We start from the raw sequence: 24,428 nt of genomic DNA on the forward strand, positions 1-24,428 counted from the left end.
GCCCGGATCGCCATCCGGGCAAGGTCGTTCATTCTCAATAAAGTGAACGCTCAGCCGCGACGGCTTTTCCCGTGGAACGACCCCGCCGCATACTTCGGCTCGGGCATCTCGATCTGGATACTGCCCCGCTCGCCGCCCGGATCGGACGGCGCTTCGCTTTCTTCGTCGGCCTCCGCGCCGGTCCTGCAGGCGGGCAGCAGGAGCATGGCCATCAGCGAAGCCGCCGCGAGTGTCGAAAAGCGCTTTTCCACGTTCAGTATTTCCGTTGTGATGGGTCCGGGCGTTGGCACCGGACCGGCATCATCGTCGATATGTGGTCGGGCCGCAATAGCCTGCACGGGCGAAAATTGCCTCTCGTTGTTCCTGCTCTACCTCTGCACCAAAATTTGCAGTACGGCTAACGAGGCTGTCACGACGTGCGTCGATGCATCATCGCGCTTTCCACCTCGCTACGCAGATAGCCTTGCGCCCACTCGCAGCCAATGCGCCGCGCAATCTCCAGCCCTCCGCTATCTTCCATCCCTTCGATAATCACGGTGTGCGCGAGCCGACGCGCCAGAGTGGCGAGACTGTGGAGCCGCTCGACGCCGCGCGTGCTGTCCTTCGCTTCCCTCAAAAAGAAAGCGTCCAGCTTGACGATATCCGGCGCGCCGATCCGGATTGCGTTTTGCACGCCATAGTGCGAACCGAAATCGTCGATCGCTACCCGGCAGCCGAGCCCGTGCAGATAGCGCAGGAAATCGCGCGCGCCGGGCGGCACCACAGGCGCGGTTTCGGTGATTTCGATAATCAGCCGATGGGCGACCTCCGGCAGACGCCTCAGTCTGTCGAAGATGATCATCCACCACGGCGAGATCAATGCGCTCCCCGCCGAAATATTGCAACCCAGCACCAGCGTTTCATCGGCCACGAGTCGATCGATCACCGACGTCACGACGATCTGGTCGAACTCGTGCATCAGCTGCGCGTGTTCCACGCTGGGAATGAAACTGGCCGGCATCATCGCGCAATGGGCGTCCGGCAACAGCACGCGCGCGAGGCATTCGTCGTACAGCGAGCGGCCCTGTTCGTCGACGTTGAAAACGGGCTGACGCGCCAGCGCCAGATGCCCCTGAGCCATCGCATCCAGCACCTGCCTCGCATGCGCGATATGCATGCTCGCTTCCGACGCGGGAATTCTGATCACCTTCGTATGGGGGCCGCCGTCTCGACGCTCGACGGTAATCTCCATCGCCGCGAGCGAGAGCACGCCTTTGGACGCGGCAATATGTTTGAGCAGAATTTCGACGCAGGCACTCGTCTTCGACAGGCTCATGCCGTCGCTCAACATATTCGTGACCCGCACGTAGCCGCGGCTCAACTGGAAGACCGCCGACGGATCGTCGACCACCTCGCGGATACGCTCGACGAATGCGCTGGTGATCGCGCGAACCACCTCTCTCGGATATCGCCGCTCGACTTCGTCGATATTCGTTATTTTCGCGACCATATCCAGCCATCTGTCACCACAGTCACGCGTCGGCGACGTATTGGAGTCAGAGTTAATCAAGATCCTCTCCGATCGAAATGTATTGGCCGGCCGCGGGATACTCGTCGCGAGCGCGGACGCGTCGATCGGCAAGCCGGCGAGAGCGATCGCCCAGATCGTCAGGAAGCCAAAGCACGATGGAACAGCGCGCGTAACGGGTCTTTTCTGCTGATGCACGCGCTGGCGCAAGAACGTCCGGGCGCGTGAGTTTCATGCTTATCCTCTTCGATAAATACTGCCGTGCTTAAGATCGTGTACCGGGTTCCGCAATGACGCGGCACGCAATCCGACCGCCTGGGGCTGATTATCGAGATAGAGTCGAAAACAAACCGTTAAGTAATGTTAATGCCAACAGGATTGATTGATAAATTCTGTTAAATGCAGAAAAATCAGAGTGATAGACTTGGAAAAATGCGAATTGGATACGATTGGGAGACGGTTGGGAGACGGTTTTTTTCGCTATTCCGGCCGAATTCCGGTTCGTCCGGGTCGCCGCAGTGGAGTCGGTGGAAGCGCTGAGCGGTGTGAAGCGCCGTGCTCCGTGGGATGAAAAACGGCGCGGGGAAATGGCAAAAGCCGGCGCGGCGCGCCGCGCGCTTCCCGAGGGCGCGCAAACGGGATTTTCCATTGGCCCGGCAGCCGCGCGCGGCGACTCATCCAGCCCGGTTGAATACTCTCAAGGCCCCTTCCCATACAACGTCGAGTCCGCGAAACCCTCGGCCGCCAGCACCCGTCCGACCAGAATCAACGCAGTCCGCTCGATCGCACTGCCCTGCACCTTCGCGACGATATCGTCGAGCGTGCCGGTGATTTTCTCCTCGTCGGGCCAGCTCGCCCGATAAATCACCGCGATCGGACAGTCGCCGCCGTAATGTGGCCGCAATTCGTCGACGATGCGCGCGAGATGCCGCACGCCGAGGTGAATCGCCATCGATGCGCGATGCCGCGCCAGATCGCCCAGTTGCTCGCCCTCCGGCATCGACGTCCTGGTCGCATAGCGCGTCAGAATCAGCGTCTGCGACACGTCGGGCAGCGTCAGCTCGCAGCCGAGCGCCGCCGCGCAGGCCGCGGTCGCGGTCACGCCGGGCACGATCTCGTACGGAATATTCAGCTCGCGCAGCCGGCGGATCTGCTCGCCGATCGCGCCATACAGCGACGGATCGCCCGAATGCACGCGCGCAACGTGCTGGCCCTTCGCATGCGCGGCCGCGAGCAAAGCAACGATCTGGTCGAGATCGAGTTCCGCGGTATTGATCACCTGTTCCGCGCGATGCCCTTCGAGCACAGCGGCCGGCACGAGCGAACCCGCATACAGGATCACCGGGCAACTGCGCACGAGGCGCTGCCCCTTCACCGTGATCAGCTCCGGGTCGCCCGGACCCGCGCCGATAAAAAACACCGTCATTCAGGACTCCAATTATTCAGGTTCCGCGTCGCGCGAATACTCGTGCAACGCGTTCAGCAACTCGGCGACGCTAACGAATTCACGCTCGACTTCCGGCAACGTCGGCCGGCGCAGCATCACGACCGGCAGCCCACGTTCGTGCGCGACCTCGAGCTTCGCCTCGGTCGCGCCGCCGCCGCTGTTCTTGCTGACCACGACGTCGAACGCCTGCAGCGCGAACAGCGCGCGCTCGCCATCGAGCGTGAAAGGCCCACGCGCGGCCAGCGTTCGCGAGCGCGCGGTGTCCGGGTGCGCATCGAGCACCCGCACGGTCCAGAACTGATGCGGCGGAATCTCGTCGAGATGCGCGAGCGGTTCGCGCCCGAGCGTCAACAGCGGCCGACGGAACGGCGCCAGCGCATCGACCAGTTCGTTCCAGGTGTCGACCATGCGCCAGTCGTCGCCGGTTCGCGGCTGCCATGCCGGCCGGCGCAGCGCCCAGCACGGCACGCCGGCCGCGCGGCTCGCGTGCGCGGCGTTGGCGCTGATCCGCGCGGCGTACGGATGCGTCGCGTCGATCACGAGGCCGATCCGTTCGCTGTCGATGTATCGCGCGAGCCCGTCGCTACCGCCGAAACCGCCGACGCGGACCGCGCAGCGCAAATCGTCGGGCACCTTGCCGAGGCCGGCGAGACTGTACACGTGCGTGGGGCCGAGTTGCCGCGCGATCTTCAGTGCGTCGCCGGTGCCGCCGAGCAGCAGGATGCGCGTCATCGCGCGACTCCGACCAGCTTGCCCTGGCGGTCGATCGCGAACATCTCGACGCTCACCTGCGCCGGCACGATGTCGCGCGCGACCGCCAACGCACGCTGACAGACGCTATCGCCGAGCGGCACCTGCTGCGCGTGCGCCAGCGCGAGCGCCTGCTGGCTCGTGTTGGCTGCGCGCATCGCGGCCTGCAATGCGTCGTCGGCGCCCTGCGCGGCGGCCCACGTGGCGAGCTGTTCGAGATCGATGCTGGAATTGCGGCTGTGCAGATCGAGATGACCGCCAGCGAGCTTGCTGAGCTTGCCGAAACCGCCGCAAATACTCAAACGTTCGACCGGCGCGCGTTTCATGTGCTTCAGCACCGCGCCGACGAAGTCGCCCATTTCGATCAGCGCAATATCGGGCAGACCGTAATGCGCGCGCATCGCGTCTTCGCTCGCGTTGCCGGTGCAGGCGGCCAGATGCGTGTAGCCGTTCGCGCGCGCGACGTCGATGCCCTGATGGATCGACGCGATGTACGCCGAGCACGAAAACGGCCGCACGATGCCGGTGGTGCCGAGTATCGACAGCCCGCCGAGAATCCCGAGGCGCGGGTTCATCGTTTTCAGCGCGAGCGCTTCGCCGCCCTCGATGCCGATCGTCACCTCGAAGCCGCCGCGATACGCGTGTTGCGCGGCCAGTTCGTCGAGATGCCGCGTCATCATCTGGCGCGGCACCGGATTGATGGCCGGCTCGCCGACCGGCAGCGTGAGCCCCGCGCGTGTGACCGTGCCGACGCCGGGCCCCGCGCGAAACCGCACGCCCGGCTCGGCCACGAGGCGCACGCGCGCGAACACGAGCGCGCCGTGCGTCACGTCGGGGTCGTCGCCGGCATCCTTGAGCGTGCCCGCTTCGGCGATCCGGCCGGTCTGAGCGTGTGCTTCCCCGGCCTCGGCTTCGGTTTCGGCTTCAACTTCGGTTTCGGCGACAAACCGGCAGAACGTGAGTCGCATCGGCACCCGCTGGCCCTTCGGCAACACGATCTCCGCGACTTCGCTGACCACGCCCGCGAGCAGCAATCGCGCGGCCGCGAGCGAGGTCGCCGTCGCGCAGCTGCCGGTCGTGTAGCCGCTGCGCAGCGGCGCCGGCTGTTCGGGCGTCTCGTCGCGCATCACGTTGCGGCGCGCGCGGTTGCCGGCTTGGTCACGTCGAGCAATGTGATCGGCAACGCCTGACGCCATGTATCGAAACCGCCGAGCGGCTGCGCCTGCGCGAGCGCGATGCGCGTCAGCGTGCCGCCATGCTGCTCGCGCCACGCGTTCAACACCGCTTCGCCTTGCAGCGTGACCGCGTTCGCGACGAGCCGGCCGCCGTCGCGCAAGCGCGCCCAGCACGTGTCGAGCACGCCGGGCGCAGTCACACCACCGCCGATAAACACCGCGTGCGGCGCCGGCAATCCTTCCAGCGCGGCGGGCGCGCGGCCGGCCACCAGTTGCAGGCCGGGCACGCCCAACGCGTCGCGATTCTGTTCGATGAAGCGTTGCCGCGCGTCGTGCGCTTCGATCGCGATCGCGCGACAGGTCGGATGCGCGCGCATCCATTCGATGCCGATCGAACCGCTGCCCGCACCGACGTCCCACAGCAATTCGCCAGGCGCGGGCGCGAGTCGCGCGAGCGTGATCGCGCGTACGTCGCGTTTGGTCAGCTGGCCGTCGTGGATAAAGGCGTCGTCGGGCAAACCGCAGGTCAGCGGTAAACGCGGCGCCTGCGCCGATGCGCGGCAGTCGAGCGCGATCAGATTGAGCGCGGCCGTCTCGCCGGCCGGCCATTGATCCGCGCGACCGTCGATGCGCCGCTCCTGCTCGCCGCCCAGATGTTCGAGCACGCTCATGCGGGTCCCCCCGAAGCCGCGTGCGGAGAGTGACTCGGCCAGCGCCGCGGGCGTGCGGCCGTCCGCGCTCAGGATGAAGAGCCGCGCGCCGTCGTGCAGATGTGCGTTTAGCGTGGCCAGCGGCCGTCCGACCAGCGACACCGTCACGACATCCTGCAACGGCCAGCCGAGTCGCGCGGCCGCGAGCGACAGCGACGACGGCGCGGGCAGCACCCGCAGTTCATCGGCCGGCAGTTGCCGCGCGAGCGTCGCGCCGACGCCGAACAGCATCGGGTCGCCGCTTGCGAGCACGCACACCGCGTGCGGACGCTCGGCCAGCAGCGGCGCGAGATCGAATGGTCGCGGCCAGGCAGCGCGGCGCGCGGCGAGCCGCGCGGGCAGCATCGCCAGATGACGTTCGCCGCCGTACACCACCGACGCGCCCAGCAATGCACGCCGCGCGGACCGCCCCAAACCGGCGAAGCCGTCGTCGCCTATGCCCACCACGGTCAGCCATGCCGGCATGCATTCATCCTCATTCGTGTCGTCGACTCTTTGCAGCGGATGCGCCGCGCCACCGCAAGCCTGTAGCCTTGCGCGCGCGTCCCCGTGCTTTGAAAGCACGCATGATACCGCCGCGACGCGGCTGGCGGGGTGCCGCACAGGCTATCGCGCATTACGACTTGCGCTATCGCAGCGAGTTTGCCGTTATTTACAAACTCTCCATCTAATAATCGTTATCCTCATGAAATCGTCGCCAACGCAAAATTAAATCAATCCCGGTAAAATACCTGATCAACATATGAATCCAATTTAATCAGAAAGAAAAAGCTGGCATGGATTCTTATTAATCAGATATTCGCGTTTCCAGTCGTAAAATATGTAAAAATTAGTAAATATCATTAACTCCGGTACTTATTAATTCGAACATCAATTCATCGGATGATTGCTCTAATATATTTAGGATGGCTTTATCATGCGCTTCTTTATTCACGAACGTGGTTGACACCCCGCTCCATGCCTCGCGCATGGAGCGGCGGAGAGAGCTGCGTCTATGACGCAATGAATGAAAATGCACAGAGCAAGATAATCGGTTCGAGTGAGGTGATGCTCGCGCTATTCCGGATGATCCATAAGGTCGCGACCGTCGACGCGCCGATTCTTATTGTCGGAGAAACCGGAACCGGCAAAGAACTGACGGCGCTGGCCATTCACGAACTCTCGCCGCGTCGCGATGCGCCATTCGTCGCCGTGAATTGCGGCGCCATTCCGGCTCAATTACTTCAATCCGAACTTTTCGGTTACGAACGCGGTGCTTTTACGGGCGCCAGTCATCGCAAGATCGGACGTGTCGAAGCCGCCATCGGGGGCACGCTGTTTCTCGACGAAATCGGCGACATGCCATTGGAAAGCCAGGCCAGTCTGCTGCGCTTTCTCCAGGAAGGCCAGATCGAACGGCTCGGCGGCAACGCCGCGATCGACGTCGACGTACGGGTGATCTCGGCCACTCACGTCGACCTGCCGGCGGCGATCGCCGCCAACCGCTTTCGCGCGGACCTGTATCACCGGCTTTGCGTGCTGCAGATCGAGGAGCCGCCGCTGCGCGCGCGCGGCAAGGACATCGAGCTGCTCGCCGGACATTTCTTCGAGCGCTTCAAACATGACGCCGGCCGCAAGTTGTGCGGTTTTTCGCACGACGCGATCGCCGCGCTCTACGACTACGACTGGCCGGGCAACGTGCGCGAACTGAACAACCGCGTGCGCCGCGCGATCGTGATGTCGGAAGGCCGCATGCTGACCGCGCGCGATCTCGGCCTGCCGGCGCAGATCGAAGTCCCGCCGGCGACGCTCGCCCAGGCGCGCAAGGCGGCCGAACGTCAGGTGATCGAGCACGCGCTGCTGCGCAATCACGGCAAGCTCGGCGATACCGCGCAGCAGTTGGGGGTCTCGCGCGTCACGCTGTATCGGCTGCTGAGCGCACACGGCATGCGCCACGGCAACAACGACGCCGCCGACAACTGGCACGGCGGCATGCCTATCGAAGCGTCCGCGTAAGCGCCGGCACAGCCGCGCTCCAGCCGCGGGCCACGCCGATAAACAGGCGCTGCGGCCGGACCGTAAAGATATAATGGCCGCTTTGATTGCCCACGGTTAGCCCGAAGCGCTTTGCGGCCGCATGGTTCACGCCGGTCCCCATCGGGCGGCATGTAGCGATGCGGCAGCCCTGCCCGTCGCGCGACGCTAAACCCGGTGTCCTCTTGAATCGAGCTTCGCCCTCCAACGTTTTGCCCCACGCGCTCGCCACGTCGCGGTCCTCCGCATGTCCGGGACTCGTGCGCATCGTCGCCGCGCGCGATGGCGGCATCTGCCGCATCAAGCTGCCCGGTGGCGTGCTGAGCGCCGCGCAGGTCCACGCGATCGCCGATGCCGCCACGCGTCACGCGCACGGCGTGATCGAACTGACCAATCGCGCGAATCTGCAATTGCGCGGCGTGCGCGATGGACATGAAGCGGCTTTGAGCGCGGCGCTGCTTCGCGCGGGGCTCGGGCCGGCTTCGGCATTCGCGTCGGTCACGTGCGTCGCGTCTGCGGCCGCTTCTGCCGCTTCCTCTGCTTCCTCTGCTTCCGCCGAAGTCTCCGCTGTCGCATCGCCGTCAGCATCGCCCTACGCCGCGGCGAACGACGCCGACTCGCCCGACACCGCCGCGCTCAGTGCCGCCGACGACGTGCGCAACGTGATGATCAGCCCCGCCGCCGGCCGCGATCCGCATGCGCTGATCGACACGACACCGCTCTGCGCCGAACTGCTCGCGCTGCTGCAAGGCGACCCGCGCTTCGCGGCGTTGTCGCCGAAATTCGCGCTGCTGCTCGACGGCGGCGAACGGCTCGCGCGGCTCGATCATCCGCACGACGTGTGGCTCGCGGCATCGATCGGCGAAGAAGGCGTGCGTTTCGTGTTCGGTTTCGCGGGATGTCCGGGGCCGGCGACTGCCAATACGGCCGCCAACAATGCATCCGCCCACGCGAGCACCGAGGCAAGCACCAACGCCAATCACAACGCCAGCGGAAACGCGAACGAAAACGCGAACGGCACCGGCGCGCTCGGCACCGTGCTGCCGTCGCGCGTACCGGCGCTCGTGCACGCGTTGCTGCACACCTTCCTCGATCTCGCCGCCGCCGACGCGGCCCGCATGCGCGACCTGCTCGCCACGCACAGCGCCGACGCGGTACTGCGGCACGCGCAGCGCTACGTCGATTTCCCGCTCGCGCGCGACGCGTCGCTCAGCCACTGGCAACGCCCACGCGCGGCCGACGCGCTGCTGCGCCTCGGCGCGCACGCGCAGCACCACGCGGGACTCTGGCACGTCGGCGGTCAGCCGCCGCTCGGCCGGCTCGATGCGAGCACGTTGCGCCGTCTCGCGGCGCTCTCGCAGCGGTACGGCAACGGCATGCTGCACGCGACGCCCTGGCAAAGCGTGCTGCTGCCCGATATCGCGACGTCGGCCGTGCCCGCCGTGCTCATCAGGCTGATCGCGCTCGGCCTCGCGTGCGACCCCGCGCAGACCATCGCGCACGTGATCGCGTGCGCCGGTTCGAGCGGCTGCGCGAAAGGCCTCGCCGACACCAAGGCCGACGCGCTGCAACTCGCCGCGCAATTGCCCGCCGGCGTCGACGTGCATCTGAGCGGCTGCCCACGTTCCTGCGCGGCCGCGCATTGCGCGCCGTACACGCTGCTTGCGGCCGCGCCCGGCCGCTACGACATTTATCAACGCGACGGCAGCGCCGGCTTCGGCCGCTGCATCGCCAATCAACAGACGATCGACGAGGCTGCCGCGCTACTCGCGCGCCTCGCCCGGAGTAACCCCCATGCTTGACTACATTCGCGACGGTCAGGAGATCTATCGCCAATCGTTCGCGACGATCCGCGCGGAAGCCGACCTCGCGCGCATCCCCGCCGACCTGGAAAAACTCGCGGTGCGCGTGATCCACGCGTGCGGCATGGTCGACGTGATCGACGACCTCGCCTTCTCCGACGGCGCCGGCCACGCGGGCCGCACCGCGCTCGCGCAAGGCGCGCCGATCCTGTGCGACGCGGGCATGGTCGCGCAGGGCATCACGCGCGCTCGGCTGCCCGCCGACAACGACGTGATCTGCACGCTCACCGATCCGAACGTGCCGGCGCTCGCGCGCGAACTCGGCAATACGCGCTCGGCCGCCGCGCTCGAATTGTGGCGTCCGCGTCTTGCCGGCAGCGTCGTCGTGATCGGCAATGCGCCGACCGCGCTGTTTCATCTGCTCGATCTGCTCGACGCTGGTGCGCCGAAGCCCGCGCTGATTCTCGGCTTTCCGGTCGGCTTCGTCGGCGCGGCGGAATCGAAGGCGGCGCTCGCCGACAACAGCCGCGGCGTGCCCTATGTGGTCGTGCACGGCCGACGCGGCGGCAGCGCGATGGCCGCCGCCGCGGTCAACGCGCTCGCGACGGAGGTTGAATAAATGACGGCTTCCGTGGCGACGATGGAAACCGCGGCGAAGACTCGCGGCACGCTGTTCGGCATCGGCGTCGGTCCCGGCGACCCGGAGCTGCTCACGCTGAAGGCACTGCGTTTGCTGCAGGCCGCGCCGGTGGTCGCGTATTTCGTCGCGAAGGGCAAGAAAGGCAACGCGTTCGGAATCGTCGAGGCGCATCTGCACGACGCGCAACAGCATCTGCCGCTCGTCTATCCGGTGACGACCGAAGCGCTCGAGCCGCCGCTGTCGTACGAGGCGATCATCGCCGACTTCTACGACACCGCCGCTGAGATCGTCGCGGGTCATCTCGACGCGGGCCGCGATGTCGCGGTGATCTGCGAGGGCGATCCGTTTTTCTACGGCTCGTACATGTATCTGCACGACCGGCTCGCGGCGCGCTACGACAGCGAGGTCGTGCCCGGCGTGTGCTCGATGCTCGGCGGCGCGGCGGTGCTCGGCGCACCGCTCGTGTATCGCAACCAGAGTCTGTCGGTGCTGTCCGGCGTGCTGCCGGAAGACGAATTGCGCCGCCGTCTCGCGGATGCGGATGCAGCGGTCGTGATGAAGCTCGGCCGCAATTTCGACAAGGTGCGACGCGTGCTCGACGAACTCGGCCTCGCCGGACGCGCGCTGTACGTCGAACGCGCGACGATGGCCAATCAGCGCATCGTGCCGCTCGCCGACGTCGATCCGATGGCGTCGCCGTATTTTTCGTTGCTGGTCGTGCCGGGGCAGAAATGGCAAGGCTGAGCGCACCCGCCATCGTGATTCTCGGCGCCGGAGCGCTCGCAACCGCGCGGCGGATTCAGGCGCTGTATGCCGGAGGGGGGGCGTCCCGCGCGGCCGATGCCGCTGATGCCGCCGCTCAAGGCATTCACGCCGCGCCGCGCATTGCTACGGATTGCCAGGTACATGCGCTGCAAGGCCGTGTCGATGCCGACGTGTCGTACGTTGAACTCGGCGCGCATCTGCGTGACCTGTACGCGCGCGGCACGCCGATCGTCGCGTTGTGCGCGGCCGGCATCGTGATCCGTTGCCTCGCGCCGCTGCTGTCGAACAAGGGCGCCGAGCCGCCGGTGCTCGCGGTCGCCGAGGATGGCAGCGCGGTCGTGCCGCTGCTCGGCGGTCTCGCGGGCGTCAACGTGATGGCGCGCGAGATCGCCGCCGCTTTCGCCGTGCAACCGGCGATTACGACGACCGGCGAGCTGCGCTTCGGCACCTGCGTGCTCAATCCGCCCGACGGCTACGCGCTCGCCGATCTCGGCCAGGGCAAGCGCTTCGTGTCGGATCTGCTGGCGGGCGAAAGCACCCGCATCGAAGGCGACGCGCCGTGGCTCGACGACGCGCAACTGCCGCGCTCCGCCTCCGCGCGTCTCGCGATTCGCGTGACGCCGCGCGCATGGGATGGGCGGGATGACGAGCTGGTGATTCATCCGCGCAGTGTCGTGGCGGCGGTGGCGCCTGTGGGAGTGACCTTGGGCGGTGACGGGTGGCGTGAGCGGGATGCTAGCGTTAGCGGCGGCACGACTGCGGAGGCGGATGCCCGTCATCTCGCGCGCGCTAAAACTGGAACGGATGCTGATGCCGCTTTCGGCACTGGTGCCAATGCCGCTTTCGACGCCAACGCAGAAGCCGATACCAGCGCCAGTAGCAGCCCCGCCCAGGCAATCGCAACACGCGTACACGCCGCCCTCAGCGCGCACGGCCTCTCACCGCTATCGCTCGCGGCGTTGCTCGCCCCCGCGGCCGACATGGCCGACCCGGCGCTCGCCGAAGCCGCCCAGCTTCTGAACGTGCCACTACGCTTCGCTTCGACCAGCTCCGAAGAGGCCCCCCCCAAGGCAACCGCACTGCTACACGCGGCCCTACGCGTCCCTCACGACACGCTGCACGACCCCGCACAGCCCGGCGTCGCGCTCGCCGTCTCCGCCCTCGCAATCGATCCCGCGACGCTCGGCCGTCCGCGCGGCCGCCTGACCGTGATCGGCCTCGGCCCCGGCCGCGCCGACCTGATGGTCCCGGCCGCGCGCACCGCGTTGAACGAGGCGACCGACATCCTCGGCTACGACACCTACGTGAAAATGGCCGGCCCGCTGCGCGCCGATCAGCGCGTGCACGGCACCGACAATCGCGAGGAAATGCAGCGCGCGCGGCACGCGTTCGAACTCGCGAGCAACGGGCGCTCGGTCGTGATGGTGTCGTCGGGCGATCCGGGCGTGTTCGCGATGGCGGCGGCCGTGCTCGAAGCGCTCGAAGCGTCGCGGAACGACGCGTGGGCCGCGGTCGAACTCGCGATCGTGCCGGGCGTGTCGGCGGCACTCGCGACCGCCGCTCAGGCCGGCGCGCCGCTTGGCCACGACTTCTGCATGCTGTCGCTGTCCGACAACCTGAAGCCGTGGACGATCATCGAACAGCGCCTGCGTCACGCGGCGCAAGCCGATCTCGTGATGGCGTTCTACAACCCGATCTCGCGCGCACGCCCATGGCAACTGGACAAGGCGCTCGACATCGTGCGGGAATATCGCGCGGCATCGACCGAGGTCGTGCTTGGACGCGACATCGGCCGACCGGGCGGCACGCTGCGCACGCTGACGCTCGGCGAGTTGCGTTCAACCGACGTGGACATGCGCACGATGGTGATCGTCGGTTCGTCGCTGACGCGCAGGTTTACTGCTGGCGGCGAGCACGGCGCCGAGTGGGTCTATACGCCGCGCTGGTACGAGTGAGATACCCGCAGGAGAGGCATGAGTGAGACACCTGAGCGGGCCCCCACCCGCTCAAACTCATGCTCAAGCTCGCCGCTCACGCATCCATCCCCTCGCTCTCCAGCCACGAACGAAACAGCGCGACCCGTTCATCACCCGACTTCGCGTCCGCCACGTAGGTGCAATAGCTGCGCGACGCCAGACGCGGACCGGTGAACGGCGTCACCAGGCGGCCGGCGGCGAGATCGTCGGCGACCAGCGCGGTCGGTCCCATCGCGATGCCGATACCGTCGACAGCGGCCTGCAAGCTCAGATAGAAATGATCGAAGGTCAGGCTGGCGGCGGGCCTCAGCGCCGGCATCCGCACGCTCGCCAGCCAGTCGGGCCAAAGCCGCGGCAAACTCGACGTGTGTAGCAGCGTGTGATGTCGCAAGTCACCGGGCGCTCGCAGCGGCACGCGCTCCAGCAGCGCCGGACTGCAGACCGGCAGCCGCTCCTCGGACAGGAACGGCCGCATCGCGTAGCCATAGAACGTGTCCGGACCGCCGCGAATGATCACGTCGTAGTTCTCTTTCAGACTCTCCAGCGGTCCGTTCGACGTCTCCACGTTGACCTCCACGTCGGGATGCCCGGCGCGGAATTTCGCCAGCCTCGGTACCAGCCAGCGCAGCGTGAACGTGGCGGGGGCATTCACGGACAGCGTGCGCGACAGCGCTTCGGGCACGCCGTACTGCGCGGTGGCCTGCGCGAGTTGTTCGAACAACGGGCCGATCTGCTCCAGATAGGCGCGCGCCGCCGGCGTCAGCGTCACGCGCCGGTTGTGCCGTTCAAACAGCGACGCGCCCAGCCACGCTTCGAGCAGACGCACGTGCTGGCTCACCGCGCCGTGCGTGACGTGCAGTGCGGCGGCGGCCTCCTTGAAGCTGCCGAGTCGCCCCGCGGCCTCGAAGGCGCGCAAAGCATTGAGCGGCGGCAAGATCCGTTTCATTCGCAAGAGTTTTTCTAACGCGATCAGCCAATTTATCTGGTTTGCCGCGCGTGAACAAGATAGATATCCTTTCTATCGCCTCACTGACAGCACCTCCGCTTTCTTCCAACACCAAATCCGACACCGAACTCGCATGCTCAGCTATACCGGTGGCATCGTGCTTTTTGCCGCGCTGCTCCACGCGAGCTGGAACGCGCTGCTGCACGGCAACCGCGACCGTTTTCTGTCGATGACATGGATGAGCATCGCCATCGCGGCGGTCGCCACGCTCGTCGCCGCGCTCAATCCGGCGCCGCCCCGCGCGTCGTGGCCTTATCTCGTCGCGTCGGGGCTCGTGCACATCTTCTACAACGTGAGTCTCGTGCGCTCGTATCGCCGCAACGATCTGGCGCTCGCGTATCCGATCGCGCGAGGCTCGTCGCCGCTGCTCGTCACGCTCGGCGCGGTACTGGTCGCGCACGAGGCGATCGGGCCGCTGCACGCGCTCGGTATCGCGATGATCTCGGGCGGCATCATCGCGATTGCGCTGCAGGGACGGCACGTATCGCGCGCGGGCGCGCGGGCCGCGCTGACGACCGGCGCGACGATCGCGCTCTATACCGTGATCGACGGCATCGGCGTGAGGTTGTCCGACGGCCAGGCGCTCGCCTACACCGCGTGGATGTTCCTGTTCTACTGGTTGATGCCGCTGCTGTTCGTCGCTCAGCGCGGGGTCGCGCCGTTGTGGACGCCAGTACGCGACGAGCCGCTGTCGGTCGCCTCGTCGCTCGGCGGCGGGATGGTGTCGATCGCCGCCTACGGCATCGTGATCTGGGCGCTGCAGTCGGGCGCGATGGGCACGGTCTCGGCGTTGCGCGAGACCAGCGTGGTGTTCGCGGTGCTGATCGGGCGGGTGTTTCTGCGCGAGACGGTCAGCGGGCCGCGCTGGTTCGCCTGCGTGGTGGTCGCGGCGGGCGCGGCGTGTCTCGGCGCCTGACAGGCCGCGCTCCCGTTATCTCGTCACGCCACCTTCAGATCCGCCACCGCCCGCTGCCTGACCCCGAGGTCGTCCCACAACTCCGGATGACAGGTGAACACCAGAATCTGATGCCGCGTTGCCGCGTCGAGCAACGCACGTTTGAGCGCGTCGCGTCGCGCGGCATCGGTATGCACGGCGGCATCGTCGAGCATCAGCAGGGTCGGTCGGCCCGAGGCCTGCAGCAGGTCCGCGTACGCGAACCGCGTCAGGATGCCGAGCTGCTCGCGAGTGCCGAAGCTCAGCGCGTCGAGCAACTCGGCGCGGCCGTCGCGATCGAGCATCGCCGGGCTCAGATCGTCGCCGAGCGCGAGGCTCGACTGCGGAAAAATCCGCTTCAGATAGTGCCCGAGCCGTTCGGTCAGCGGCGCGCGCAATTGCGCGAGCGCCGCGTCGCGTTCGTCGACCAGCACTTCGTCGAGCAGACTCAATGCGCTCGCGCGCAGGCTCAGTTCGTCCTTGCGGCGCGTCGCCTGTTCGAGCTGCGCGTCGAGCGCGGCGAGCCGCTCGCCGAGACCGGATGCGCCCATCGTCTCCAGCTGGCTGCGCAATTGCGCGATCCGCAGCTGGCGTTCGTGCTGCTCGTTGCGCGCCAACTCCGCCGACGCGCGATAACGCTTCGCCTCCGCCGCCGGATCGTCGAGACGCGCGGCGTCGAGCTCACGCTCGCGCTCGCCGCGCTGGTTCTTCAACGCGTCGACCTTCACGCGCTGTTCGACGATATGCGCCTGCCACTGCGCGCGATTGCGACGGTACGCGTCGTCGCTCAACTGCGCCTCCTTGCGCTGCAGTTGCGCGGCCAGCGAATCGGCCTTCGCGACACCGGTGGATTGCGCAGCGGCCGCCTGCGCGAGCACCTTGCGCGCGGCCTCCAACGCGTCGCGCGCGAGGTCGGCATGACGGCGCGCTTCGTCGAGCGGTAGCGCATCCGACACGTCGGGCAGGCTCGCCAGCCGCGCGCTCGCCGCCTGCAAACGCGCGGCCGTCGAAGCCAGCGCGGCCCGCAATGCATCGATGCCCTGCGGCGCATGCACGGCGAGAATTTTCGCGTGGCTCTGCTGTTGCGCGACGAGCGTCTTCCACTGTTCGTGCCGCGCCTGCGCCGCGCCGGTCGAGGTCACGCCGAGCGCGCGCAACAGCTGCGCGTGTTGCGCTTCGAGCGCCGACAGCTCAGACAGTTGCGCGGACAGATCGGACACGCCCGGAATCACCCGCAATTCGCCCAGCGCGCCGAGACCGATGCGCTTTTCTTCGTCGATGCGCAGCACGCCCGCGCCGCTGATCGTCTGATCGCCGACGCTCAGCTCGCCGTTCAGGCGGTACTCGATGCGCGTCATCGCCGCCTCGGTACGCGCGCGCAGCACCGTCAGCTCGCCATCGAGCGCGACGAGCCGCTTCAGTTGCGCGCCGTCGATTTCGAGCGCGGCGGCGTCGCGCGCGGCCTGCAACACCGCCGCGTTCGCCTTCTCCGCGTCGCCGATCGACGCGTCGAGCCGCTCGCTGTCCGCGCGATAGATATCGAGCTGGCCGCGCAGATCGGCGGCGCTCACGGCCGCGTTCGCGAGTTCGAGCGCGCGGTTCGCGGCGGCCGACGCCTGCTCGAATTGAGTGACGCCGCGCTCGGCCTGCGCATGCGCGGACTGCGCGGCAGCGAGTTCGGCGCGCGCCGCGTCGAGCTGTTCGCGTTCGCGCGCCACCGCGGCTTCGAGTTCGAGCGCGCCCTGCTCCTGCTGCACCGACACCGCCAGCTCGGCCTCGCCGACCCGCAGCGACTGCGCGAGCCCCTGCAGGCCGCGCTCCAGTTCGACCACCGCCGCCGCGCGCTGCTGCGCAAGCGTCGCCTTCTGATCGTGCAGCTCCCACGGACGCCGGCGCTCGGCGTCGTCGAACGCTTCCTGCTGCTCGGTGAGGCGCCTGATGTTGTCGTCGAACTGCTGGCGCTGCTGCTGCAACTCGTCGCGGCTCGCGCTCAGCGCGGCGAGCTTCTGCTCGGCCTCGGCGAGCGGTCCGGTCGATTTCTGCGTGCGCGCGGTCAGCAGTTGCCGCAATTCGCGCTGCACGGCCGCGATCAACGCATCCTCGCCGGCCGATTCACGGCCGCCCGACAATTGCGTCAGCGCGTCACGCAGATATTGCGCGGCGTGACCGGTCGAGTCGCGCAGTTCCTGGGTGCCACCCTGCTGCACCCACAACAGACCGGGCACGCCGGCATTCTCGGCCTTCATCGGCCCGCGTGCGGCGCGCGAAAAACCGAGCAGCGCGGCGAGCTTGTCCTCGGCTTCGTCTTCGGTGAATACCGACTGGCCGATCCGCAACTCGCAGCGCTGGCGCGACACGAACTGCTTTGACAGACGGCACGCGAGGCCGTCGAGTTCGAAGCTCACGTCGACCGACGGTTGCCCGCTCGCGAGCCCCCACGGCAACAGATCCTTCAGATGCGAGGCCTTGTAGCGCTCGAGAAACACCGCGCGCACCGCCTCGGCGATCGTGCTCTTGCCGGCCTCGTTCGGCCCGATGAACAGGTTGAGGCCCGGTTGCAGATCGTCGATCACGAGCTGCCCACCGAACTGCCTGAATTCGCGGATCGCGATACGTTGCAGCTTCATACGGACCTCGCTTCGCGCGATTGCGCCGCTTGGGTCGATTGTGCCGATTGTGCCGATTGCACTGCCTGTTGCGCCGGCTGCTGTTCACGCTGAAAACGCGCGAGCAGCAGCAACGCTTCGGCCGCGCGCCGGGCCTGCTGCGGATCGGCTTGCGCGTCTTCCTGCAGGCCGATCAGCCGCGCGACCACCTTCGCCAGATAACCGCCCTGCGCGCCGAGTTCGGCGAGATCGTCGGCGGTGGGCAGCACCTGCAGCCCGCTCAGATCCGCACGCAGCGCGCGCACGCGGGCGCGGCTCTCTTCGACCGCGACGTGCAGCGCCTCGGCATCGGCCAGCGTGGCGCTGCCGTCGACCGCGATCCGCAGCACGTCGTGCTGACCGAGCGCGGCGAGACGGCCCTTGAGCGCATCGACGTCAGTCGCGACCGCAATCGTCTCGTCCCAGCGATGCCACCGATATTGACCGACCCGCACCGCCTCGACGCGCGGCACCGCACCCGGCTCGCTCACCGCGACGTCGAGCACGAAGCCCGGCTCGTTGGCGCGAAAGCGGTCCTGCTCGTGCGTGCCCGCGTACCACGTTCGATCGTCGACACGCAGATGACCGTGCCAGTCGCCGAGCGCGAGATAGTCGAGCCGCGCGCTCGCCGCGCGGGTCGGCGCAATCGGATTCGACGAATCGATGCTCTCCTGCAGGATGCCGCCGACGCTGCCGTGCGCGAGTCCGATGCGGTGATAACCGGGCGGCGTATCGGTGGCATCGAAGAAGGCGGTGGTGTCGTCGTAGGTGATGCGCTGCGTGAGCGGCGCGCACAGCAGCGCGCAGCGACACGCGTCGAGCAGTACGACGCCGGGTTCGAGCACCACGCGCACGTTCGGCGCGATGCAATTGAGGCGTTGCGCGCGGGTCCACACGCTTTCGACCAGCGCCGCGTCGTGATTGCCCGGCAGCATGATCCACGGACCCGCATACGGTTGCAGCGCGGCGAACAGACGCCGGATCACGGTGTCCGACACGGTCTGCAGGTCGAATACGTCGCCCGCCACCAGCACCGCGTCGACGTTGCGCGCGCTCGCCTCTTCGGCGATGCGGCGCACCGTATCGAAGCGCGCCTGCGCGAGATGCGCGGCCTCGTCCGGTTCGAACTGGCCGAACTGCGTGCCGATCTGCCAGTCCGCGGTGTGCAGAAACCTGATCACTGTGCCTCCATTGCGATTGTGTTGCGTCGTGCGTGGTGTCGTGTGTTGCTTCGGGTTGCGTTGGTTCGCGGGCAAGGGTTGCGTGCCTGATGTGGCGTGCCCGATGTAGCTTGCCTCAGGTGGCTTGCCCCAGGTGGCTTGTCTCATGTGCCGCGCATCATCGCGCGTGCTTCATGATGCGTGCCCGAGGTTGCGCCGGCGTGTTGAGGACGGTGTCCTAACGGCAAGCTATCGCCACAGCCACACAGCCCAAGCCCAACCGCGCATGTTACCTTGCCGGGGCCGTCGCGCGTAGGCAGGCTGGACGCGCGCGCCGCGCTTATCGCATCATGGCAGGCGACGCGGCCACGCCGCCGCCCGACAGGATCACCGCACCGATGGACATGAGCACCGACAGGAACGCCGACAAAAGCATCGAACTGAAGAAGGCCCGGCGCACGCCGCTGCTGCTGCTCGTCGCGGCCGCCTGCGTGTTCGTCGTCACCGCGTTCCTGCCGCGCGGAGTCTGGGTCGACGGCATCAAGGCAGTCGCCGAAGCCGCGATGGTCGGCGCGCTCGCCGACTGGTTCGCGGTCGCCGCGCTGTTCCGGCGTGTGCCGATTCCGCTCGTGTCCGCGCACACCGCGATCATCCCGCGCCACAAGCACAAGATCGCCGACAACCTCGCGCGCTTCGTGCAGGACAAGTTTCTCGACGCGCCGTCGCTGGTCGGCCTGATCCGCCGCCACGATCCGGCGCAGAGCGTCACCGCGTGGCTGACCGAGCCGGCCAACACCGCGCGTCTCGGCGACTACGTGGTGCGTCTGACCGGCGGTATTCTCGACGTCGCCGACGACGCACGCATCCAGAGCTTCATCCGCGACGCGCTGCGCGACGTGCTCGCGAAGGTCGATCTGTCGCAATCGCTCGGCGCGATTCTCGACACCCTGACGCGCGACGGCCGCCATCAGCAGCTACTCGACACCGCGATCGATCAGGTGATCGCGCTGTTGCGCGAAGAGCCGTCGCGCGAGTTCATCGCCGCGCGCATCGTCGACTGGGTCAAGAGCGAGTATCCGAAGATGGAGAAGCTCCTGCCGTCCGCGTGGCTGGGCGACAAAGGCGCCGACGCGATCGCGAGCGCCGCGAACCGGATGCTCGAACAGATCGCCGAGAACCCGACCCACGAGTTGCGCGAGCGCTTCGACGAAGCGACGCGCAAACTGATCGCAAAGCTGAAGACCGATCCCGCGTTCATCGAACAGGGCGAGGCGCTCAAGCACTATCTCGTCGAGGGCGAGGCCTTCAGCGCGTATGTGAAGGACATGTGGGGCGATCTGCGCGCGTGGCTCAAGCGCGATCTGCGCAGCGCCGACTCGGTGCTACATGCGCGCGTCGCCGCGATGGGCCAGTGGATCGGCCATGAGCTCGCGCACGATCCGGCGCTGCGGCAATCGTTGAACGATCACCTCGAAGAGGCCGCGCGCGCGATGGCGCCGGACTTCGCGCAATTCCTCACCCGCCATATCAGCGATACGGTGAAGAACTGGGATGCGCGCGAGATGTCCCGGCAGATCGAGCTGAATATTGGCAAGGATCTGCAATACATCCGCATCAACGGGACGCTGGTCGGCGGCTTTATCGGGCTGCTGCTGTACGTGAGCTCGCAGTTGCTGGAGATGCTGCGCGTGCATCTCGGCTGAACACGGCCGGCACGCGGGTGCGGGTCATGTGGGCGGTCGCGCGGCCAGCGCTTGCCTTGCGCCATTCGCCCTCGTCATTCGCCTTGACCATTCGCTCCCGACGCTCGTCCCCCGCGTGGCCAAACCGCCTACAATTCGGGCATACGTCTTGCTGACGACCGATGCTCCTCCCGGCCGTCAATGCGTCCCAACCGGAAACTCTAATCACATGAAAATTTCGCTCCCGCCACCGCATGGGCGGCCGAACCGCGTCTACCCGCCGGGCACGCCGGGGCTGCATGGGCTCGTGTCGCTGATCACCGGCGTGGTGGTCGTCTGCGGGCTGTACTTCGGCCGGGAGGTGCTGATTCCGATCACGCTGTCGGTGCTGCTGAGCTTCCTGCTCGCGCCGCTCGTGCAGATGCTGCGGCGCCTGCACATGGGACAGCTGCCGTCGATCTTCATCGCCGTGCTGTTCGCGCTCGCGTCGCTGCTGGCGGTCGGCGCGCTGATCGGCGCGCAGCTCGTGCAGCTCGCGGGCGACCTGCCGCAGTATCAGGAAGCGATCGAGCGGAAGATCGAAACCGTGCAGGAAAAAACCGTCGGCCGCGCCGATTCGCTGATGAGCAGCGCTGCCGGCGCGCTGCAACGGATGGCACCGTCGCGCCCCGCGCCGCCGCGTCCGACCGGCCGCGCCGCGCGCAACGCGCCCGCGGTGCCGCAACCGGTCGAGGTGCACGAACCCGCGCCGACGCCGATCCAGCTCGCACAGCGCGCGCTGTCGCCGGCCATCGCGCCGATCGAGACGACCTTCATCGTGCTGGTCGTGACGATCTTCATCCTGCTGCAGCGCGAGGATCTGCGCGACCGGCTGATCAGCCTGTTCGGCTCGCGCGATCTGCACCGCACCACCACCGCGATCAACGACGCGGCCGGCCGCCTGTCGCGCTACTTCGTCGCGCAGCTCGGCGTGAATCTGAGCGCGGGCGGCGCGATCGCGATCGGACTCGCGATCATCGGCGTGCCGGGCGCGCTGCTGTTCGGCGTGATCGCCGCGCTGCTGCGCTTCGTGCCGTATATCGGCATCTGGATCGCCGCGATCCTCGCGTTCTTTCTCGCCACCGCGATCCAGCCGCAATGGACGATGGCGGTCTATACGCTGATCCTGTTCATCGTCGTCGATGTGGTGGCCGGGCAGATCGCCGAGCCGCTGCTGTATGGCCATCGCTCGGGGCTGTCGCCGCTCGCGGTGGTGGTCGCGGCGATTTTCTGGAGCTGGCTGTGGGGGCCGATCGGCCTCGTGCTGTCGACGCCGCTCACGCTGTGCGTCGTCACGCTCGGCCGTTACGCGGATCGCCTCAACTTCCTGACCGTGCTGCTCGGCGACCAGCCGGCACTCACGCCCGCACAGAACTTCTACCAGCGCCTGCTCGCCGACGATCCGCACGAAGCGATCGTGCAGGCCGAGCGGCTGCTGCGCGAGATGTCGCTGATCGACTACTACGACAAGGTCGCGCTCGAAGGACTGCGGCTCGCGCGCAACGACGCGCTGCGCGGCGTGCTGATGCCGGACCAGTTGCAGCGGATCAACGAGGCACTCGTCGATATCGTCGAGAACCTCGAAATCGCCGACGGCCTGCCGGACCCGCTCGCGCGCGTCGAACCGGCCGAGCCCGGCAACGCGCTACTCGCTGCCGACATGGCGACGGATGCCGCGGACGGTCACGCCAGTCACGACAGCCACGTGCTGGCGCACGCGCGGCAAGCGCCCGACGCCGGCAAGACCGCGGTGCTGTGCGTGCCCGGCCGCGGCGCGTTCGACGAAGTCACGACCGCGATCGCCGTGCAACTGCTGAACCGCCAGGGCTTCGCGCCGCTGATGGCGACGCACTCCGGCTATCGCAGCGCGCGCGCCGACGAGCCGAGCTTCCGGGACACGCCGATCATCTGCATCGTGTCGCTCGACGCGCCCGACGCGCCGCCGTATCTGCGCAACATGCTGCGGCGCACGCGCGAATGGCGGCCGGAAGCGACGCTGGTGATCGGCGTCGGTGTCGGCGACGAGCCGGACAGCGCCGCCGAACTCGACACGAACGGCGAGTTACAGGCAGCGCCAACGTTTCGCTCGATGCTGGAGGAATGCCGCGCGGTCACGGAGGCGACGGCGCTGCGGCAGCCGTCGCAGACCGCCTGAGCGGGTTGGAGCCGGCGCGGGTTTCACTCAGGGCAAAGGCAAAGTCATTGACGACGAACCGCGAGGATGCGCAAGCGCCTTGCGGTTTTTTTACGCCCGCCTGATACCCGCCTGATACCCGCCTGATACCCGCCTGATACCCGCGCGCCGCGTCGTACCCAAAATGAGGACAGCGGCGGATTGGCGCTGCTGCATACTGCGTCGAACCGCAGACATAAAAGCAGCACCGCAAATCGGAGACACGCATGACTCGCCCGTTCAAACCCTACCCGTTCGAGCCGCGCCATTATCCGGCCGAGGTGCCGCCGCTCGTCGACGGCCGCGACCCGGTTGAGCGGCCGGTGGCGATCGTCGGCGGCGGACCGGTCGGCATGACGCTCGCGCTCGCGCTGGCGCGCCAGGGCGTGCGCTCGGTGCTGATCGAAGCCGACGACAGCGTCTGCACCGGCAGCCGCGCAATCTGCATCTCGCGACGCAGCCTCGAAATCTTCAAGCGGCTGGGCATAGTCGACGGCTTTCTGCAGAAAGGCCTAGCGTGGACCGGCGGACGCAGCTTCTATCGCGACGCCGAGGTGTTCCGCTTCGCGATGCATCAGGACGACGAACAATCGCTGCCGCCGATGATCAACATCGCGCAGTATCAGATCGAACAACTGCTGCTCGACGAGATCGAACGGCACGCGGCATTGATCGACGTGCGCTGGCAGACGCGTGTGACGGCTATCGAGCAACGGCCCGAAGGCGGCGCGACGCTGACGTTGCGCAGCGGCACGCCGGCCGATCCGTCATGCGCGGACTGGCAGATGGACGCCGCGTGGGTGGTCGCCTGCGACGGCGGCCGCAGCACGATCCGCGATCTGCTCGGCCTGAAGCTCGCCGGCACCAGCTACGAAGGCCGTTATGTGATCGTCGATATCGAACTCGACAGCACGCGCGCGACCGAGCGGCTCGCCTACTTCGACCCACCGTCGAATCCCGGCTCGACCGTGCTGGTCCACAAGCAGCCCGACAACGTGTGGCGCATCGATTATCAACTGCGCGACGACGAAGACCCCGACGCCGCCGTGCTGCCCGAGAACGTGATGCCGCGCGTGCAAAGCGTGCTCGATTCGATGGGCGAAACCGGCGCGTGGTCGCCGATCTGGATCACGATCTACAAGGCCAACGCGCTGACGCTCGAACGCTATCGACACGGCTGCGTGCTGTTCGCCGGCGACGCCGCGCACCTGGTGCCGATCTTCGGCGTGCGCGGTGCAAATTCCGGTATCGACGACGCCGACAATCTCGGCTGGAAGCTCGGCTGCGTGGTCAACGGCATCGCGTCGCCGGCGCTGCTCGACAGCTATAGCGACGAGCGCGTGTACGCCGCGCACGAGAATCTGGGCTACGGAATGAAGAGCACCGAATTCATGGCGCCGCCGAGCTTTGCGTTCGATCTGATGCGCACCGCAGTGCTCGGTCTCGCCGAGCGACATGCGGCGGTGCGGCCGCTGATCAACCCGCGGCAGACGCATGCGATTGCGTATCGGCAGTCGCCGCTCAACCTGGCGAGCAATGAAACCGACGTGTTCGCGCGCGGCCCCGCGCCGGGGGCGGTGTTGCCCGAATGCCGGCTGCTCGGGTTAAACGGCGATGGCGCGCGCGTCGACATTCATTTGACTGATCTGCTCGGGCCGTGCTTTACGGCGTTGCGGTTTGGCAGGCAGCCAAATCCGGATAACAAGGCCAGCGACGACGCGTGGCGGCAACTGCAAAGCACGCTCGCCGGTAATGGGGTGCCGTTCAGGTTGATCAGGATCGGCGTGGCCGATGCACGAGATTCGTCGTCGACCGATGCCAATGTTGATGCCGATGCCTTCGATCCGACAGGCCGCGTTCACGAGATGTTCGACGCGCAGCCCGGCACCGTCTATCTGATTCGCCCCGATGGTCATGTGCTCGCGCGCTGGCGCGACGGCATGCCGGCGGCCGTGCGGCAGGCGCTCAATGCGACGCTGGCCAACCTGAACTGACAGGCAAGGA

The 24,428-nt window shown here is 67.2% G+C and carries 17 protein-coding genes and 1 pseudogene; 9 read left to right on the plus strand and 9 right to left on the minus strand.

The annotated features are described in order from the left end of the window. Positions 1-50: 50 nt before the first annotated feature. The 6 genes from HHL14_RS30065 to cbiE all read right to left on the minus strand — a co-directional run bounded on the left by HHL14_RS30065 (position 51) and on the right by cbiE (position 6,054). On the minus strand, positions 51-251 hold the full coding sequence (locus tag HHL14_RS30065; RefSeq protein WP_169501243.1) for a hypothetical protein: 201 nt from the start codon (positions 249-251) through the stop codon (positions 51-53). 158 nt (positions 252-409) lie between these two features. Then, a complete protein-coding gene (locus HHL14_RS30070) occupies positions 410-1,489 on the minus strand; it encodes an EAL domain-containing protein (RefSeq protein WP_169501244.1) in 1,080 nt (359 codons plus the stop codon). 715 nt (positions 1,490-2,204) lie between these two features. Further along, positions 2,205-2,933 (minus strand): precorrin-4 C(11)-methyltransferase, encoded by a 729-nt coding sequence (gene cobM / locus HHL14_RS30080; protein WP_169501246.1) that lies wholly within the window; start codon positions 2,931-2,933, stop codon positions 2,205-2,207. A 12-nt stretch (positions 2,934-2,945) separates the two neighbouring features. Further along, positions 2,946-3,686, minus strand: coding sequence for a cobalt-precorrin-6A reductase (locus HHL14_RS30085; RefSeq protein WP_169501247.1), 741 nt, complete (start codon positions 3,684-3,686; stop codon positions 2,946-2,948). Continuing rightward, positions 3,683-4,831 (minus strand): cobalt-precorrin-5B (C(1))-methyltransferase, encoded by a 1,149-nt coding sequence (locus HHL14_RS30090; RefSeq protein ID WP_169501248.1) that lies wholly within the window; start codon positions 4,829-4,831, stop codon positions 3,683-3,685. Before HHL14_RS30090 ends, HHL14_RS30085 begins: the two co-directional genes overlap by 4 nt. Further along, positions 4,831-6,054: a precorrin-6y C5,15-methyltransferase (decarboxylating) subunit CbiE gene (gene cbiE / locus HHL14_RS30095; RefSeq protein ID WP_169501249.1), complete on the minus strand. Its 1,224-nt coding sequence runs from the start codon at positions 6,052-6,054 to the stop codon at positions 4,831-4,833. The genes HHL14_RS30090 and cbiE overlap by 1 nt, the downstream gene beginning before the upstream one ends. A 513-nt stretch (positions 6,055-6,567) precedes the next feature. On the opposite strand from cbiE, the pseudogene HHL14_RS30100 reads away from it, so the two are divergent. The 5 genes and pseudogenes from HHL14_RS30100 to cobJ form a co-directional block, all read left to right on the plus strand. Continuing rightward, a pseudogene (locus HHL14_RS30100) lies at positions 6,568-7,584 on the plus strand (sigma-54 interaction domain-containing protein); the annotation flags it as partial. A gap of 158 nt (positions 7,585-7,742) precedes the next feature. Then, positions 7,743-9,404, plus strand: coding sequence for an oxidoreductase (locus HHL14_RS30105; RefSeq protein WP_169501251.1), 1,662 nt, complete (start codon positions 7,743-7,745; stop codon positions 9,402-9,404). After that, on the plus strand, positions 9,397-10,023 hold the full coding sequence (locus tag HHL14_RS30110) for a precorrin-8X methylmutase (protein WP_169501252.1): 627 nt from the start codon (positions 9,397-9,399) through the stop codon (positions 10,021-10,023). The genes HHL14_RS30105 and HHL14_RS30110 overlap by 8 nt, the downstream gene beginning before the upstream one ends. Before the next feature lie 21 nt (positions 10,024-10,044). Next, positions 10,045-10,788 (plus strand): precorrin-2 C(20)-methyltransferase, encoded by a 744-nt coding sequence (locus tag HHL14_RS30115; protein ID WP_169501270.1) that lies wholly within the window; start codon positions 10,045-10,047, stop codon positions 10,786-10,788. After that, on the plus strand, positions 10,776-12,764 hold the full coding sequence (gene cobJ, locus HHL14_RS30120; RefSeq protein ID WP_169501253.1) for a precorrin-3B C(17)-methyltransferase: 1,989 nt from the start codon (positions 10,776-10,778) through the stop codon (positions 12,762-12,764). The genes HHL14_RS30115 and cobJ overlap by 13 nt, the downstream gene beginning before the upstream one ends. Positions 12,765-12,840: 76 nt before the next feature. On the opposite strand, the gene gcvA is transcribed toward cobJ, so the two are convergent. Then, the gene (gene gcvA, locus HHL14_RS30125) at positions 12,841-13,731 is read right to left on the minus strand and encodes a transcriptional regulator GcvA (RefSeq protein ID WP_169501254.1); all 891 of its coding nucleotides are present in this window, start codon (positions 13,729-13,731) and stop codon (positions 12,841-12,843) included. A 133-nt stretch (positions 13,732-13,864) separates the two neighbouring features. Here gcvA and HHL14_RS30130 point away from each other — a divergent pair, with 133 nt between their 5' ends. Further along, entirely contained in the window at positions 13,865-14,707 is an 843-nt protein-coding gene (locus tag HHL14_RS30130) for a DMT family transporter (RefSeq protein ID WP_169501255.1), read from the plus strand. A 23-nt stretch (positions 14,708-14,730) separates the two neighbouring features. Here HHL14_RS30130 and HHL14_RS30135 read toward each other — a convergent pair whose 3' ends face one another. Both HHL14_RS30135 and HHL14_RS30140 read right to left on the minus strand, forming a co-directional pair. Further along, positions 14,731-17,352: an AAA family ATPase gene (locus HHL14_RS30135; protein ID WP_169501256.1), complete on the minus strand. Its 2,622-nt coding sequence runs from the start codon at positions 17,350-17,352 to the stop codon at positions 14,731-14,733. After that, on the minus strand, positions 17,349-18,551 hold the full coding sequence (locus HHL14_RS30140; protein WP_329601756.1) for a metallophosphoesterase family protein: 1,203 nt from the start codon (positions 18,549-18,551) through the stop codon (positions 17,349-17,351). The genes HHL14_RS30135 and HHL14_RS30140 overlap by 4 nt, the downstream gene beginning before the upstream one ends. 383 nt (positions 18,552-18,934) lie before the next feature. Here HHL14_RS30140 and HHL14_RS30145 point away from each other — a divergent pair, with 383 nt between their 5' ends. The 3 genes from HHL14_RS30145 (at position 18,935) to HHL14_RS30155 (ending at position 24,418) form a co-directional block, all read left to right on the plus strand. Then, positions 18,935-20,233: a DUF445 domain-containing protein gene (locus HHL14_RS30145; RefSeq protein WP_169501271.1), complete on the plus strand. Its 1,299-nt coding sequence runs from the start codon at positions 18,935-18,937 to the stop codon at positions 20,231-20,233. Positions 20,234-20,441: 208 nt separating this feature from the next. Continuing rightward, positions 20,442-22,406 carry an AI-2E family transporter gene (locus tag HHL14_RS30150; RefSeq protein WP_169501257.1) on the plus strand — a complete coding sequence of 655 codons (1,965 nt, stop codon included), beginning with the start codon at positions 20,442-20,444 and terminating at the stop codon, positions 22,404-22,406. Between the two features lie 245 nt (positions 22,407-22,651). Further along, positions 22,652-24,418: an FAD-dependent oxidoreductase gene (locus tag HHL14_RS30155; RefSeq protein WP_169501258.1), complete on the plus strand. Its 1,767-nt coding sequence runs from the start codon at positions 22,652-22,654 to the stop codon at positions 24,416-24,418. Positions 24,419-24,428: the final 10 nt, after the last annotated feature.

The organism is Paraburkholderia antibiotica, assembly GCF_012927125.1.
Classification (GTDB): Bacteria; Pseudomonadota; Gammaproteobacteria; order Burkholderiales; family Burkholderiaceae; genus Paraburkholderia; species Paraburkholderia antibiotica.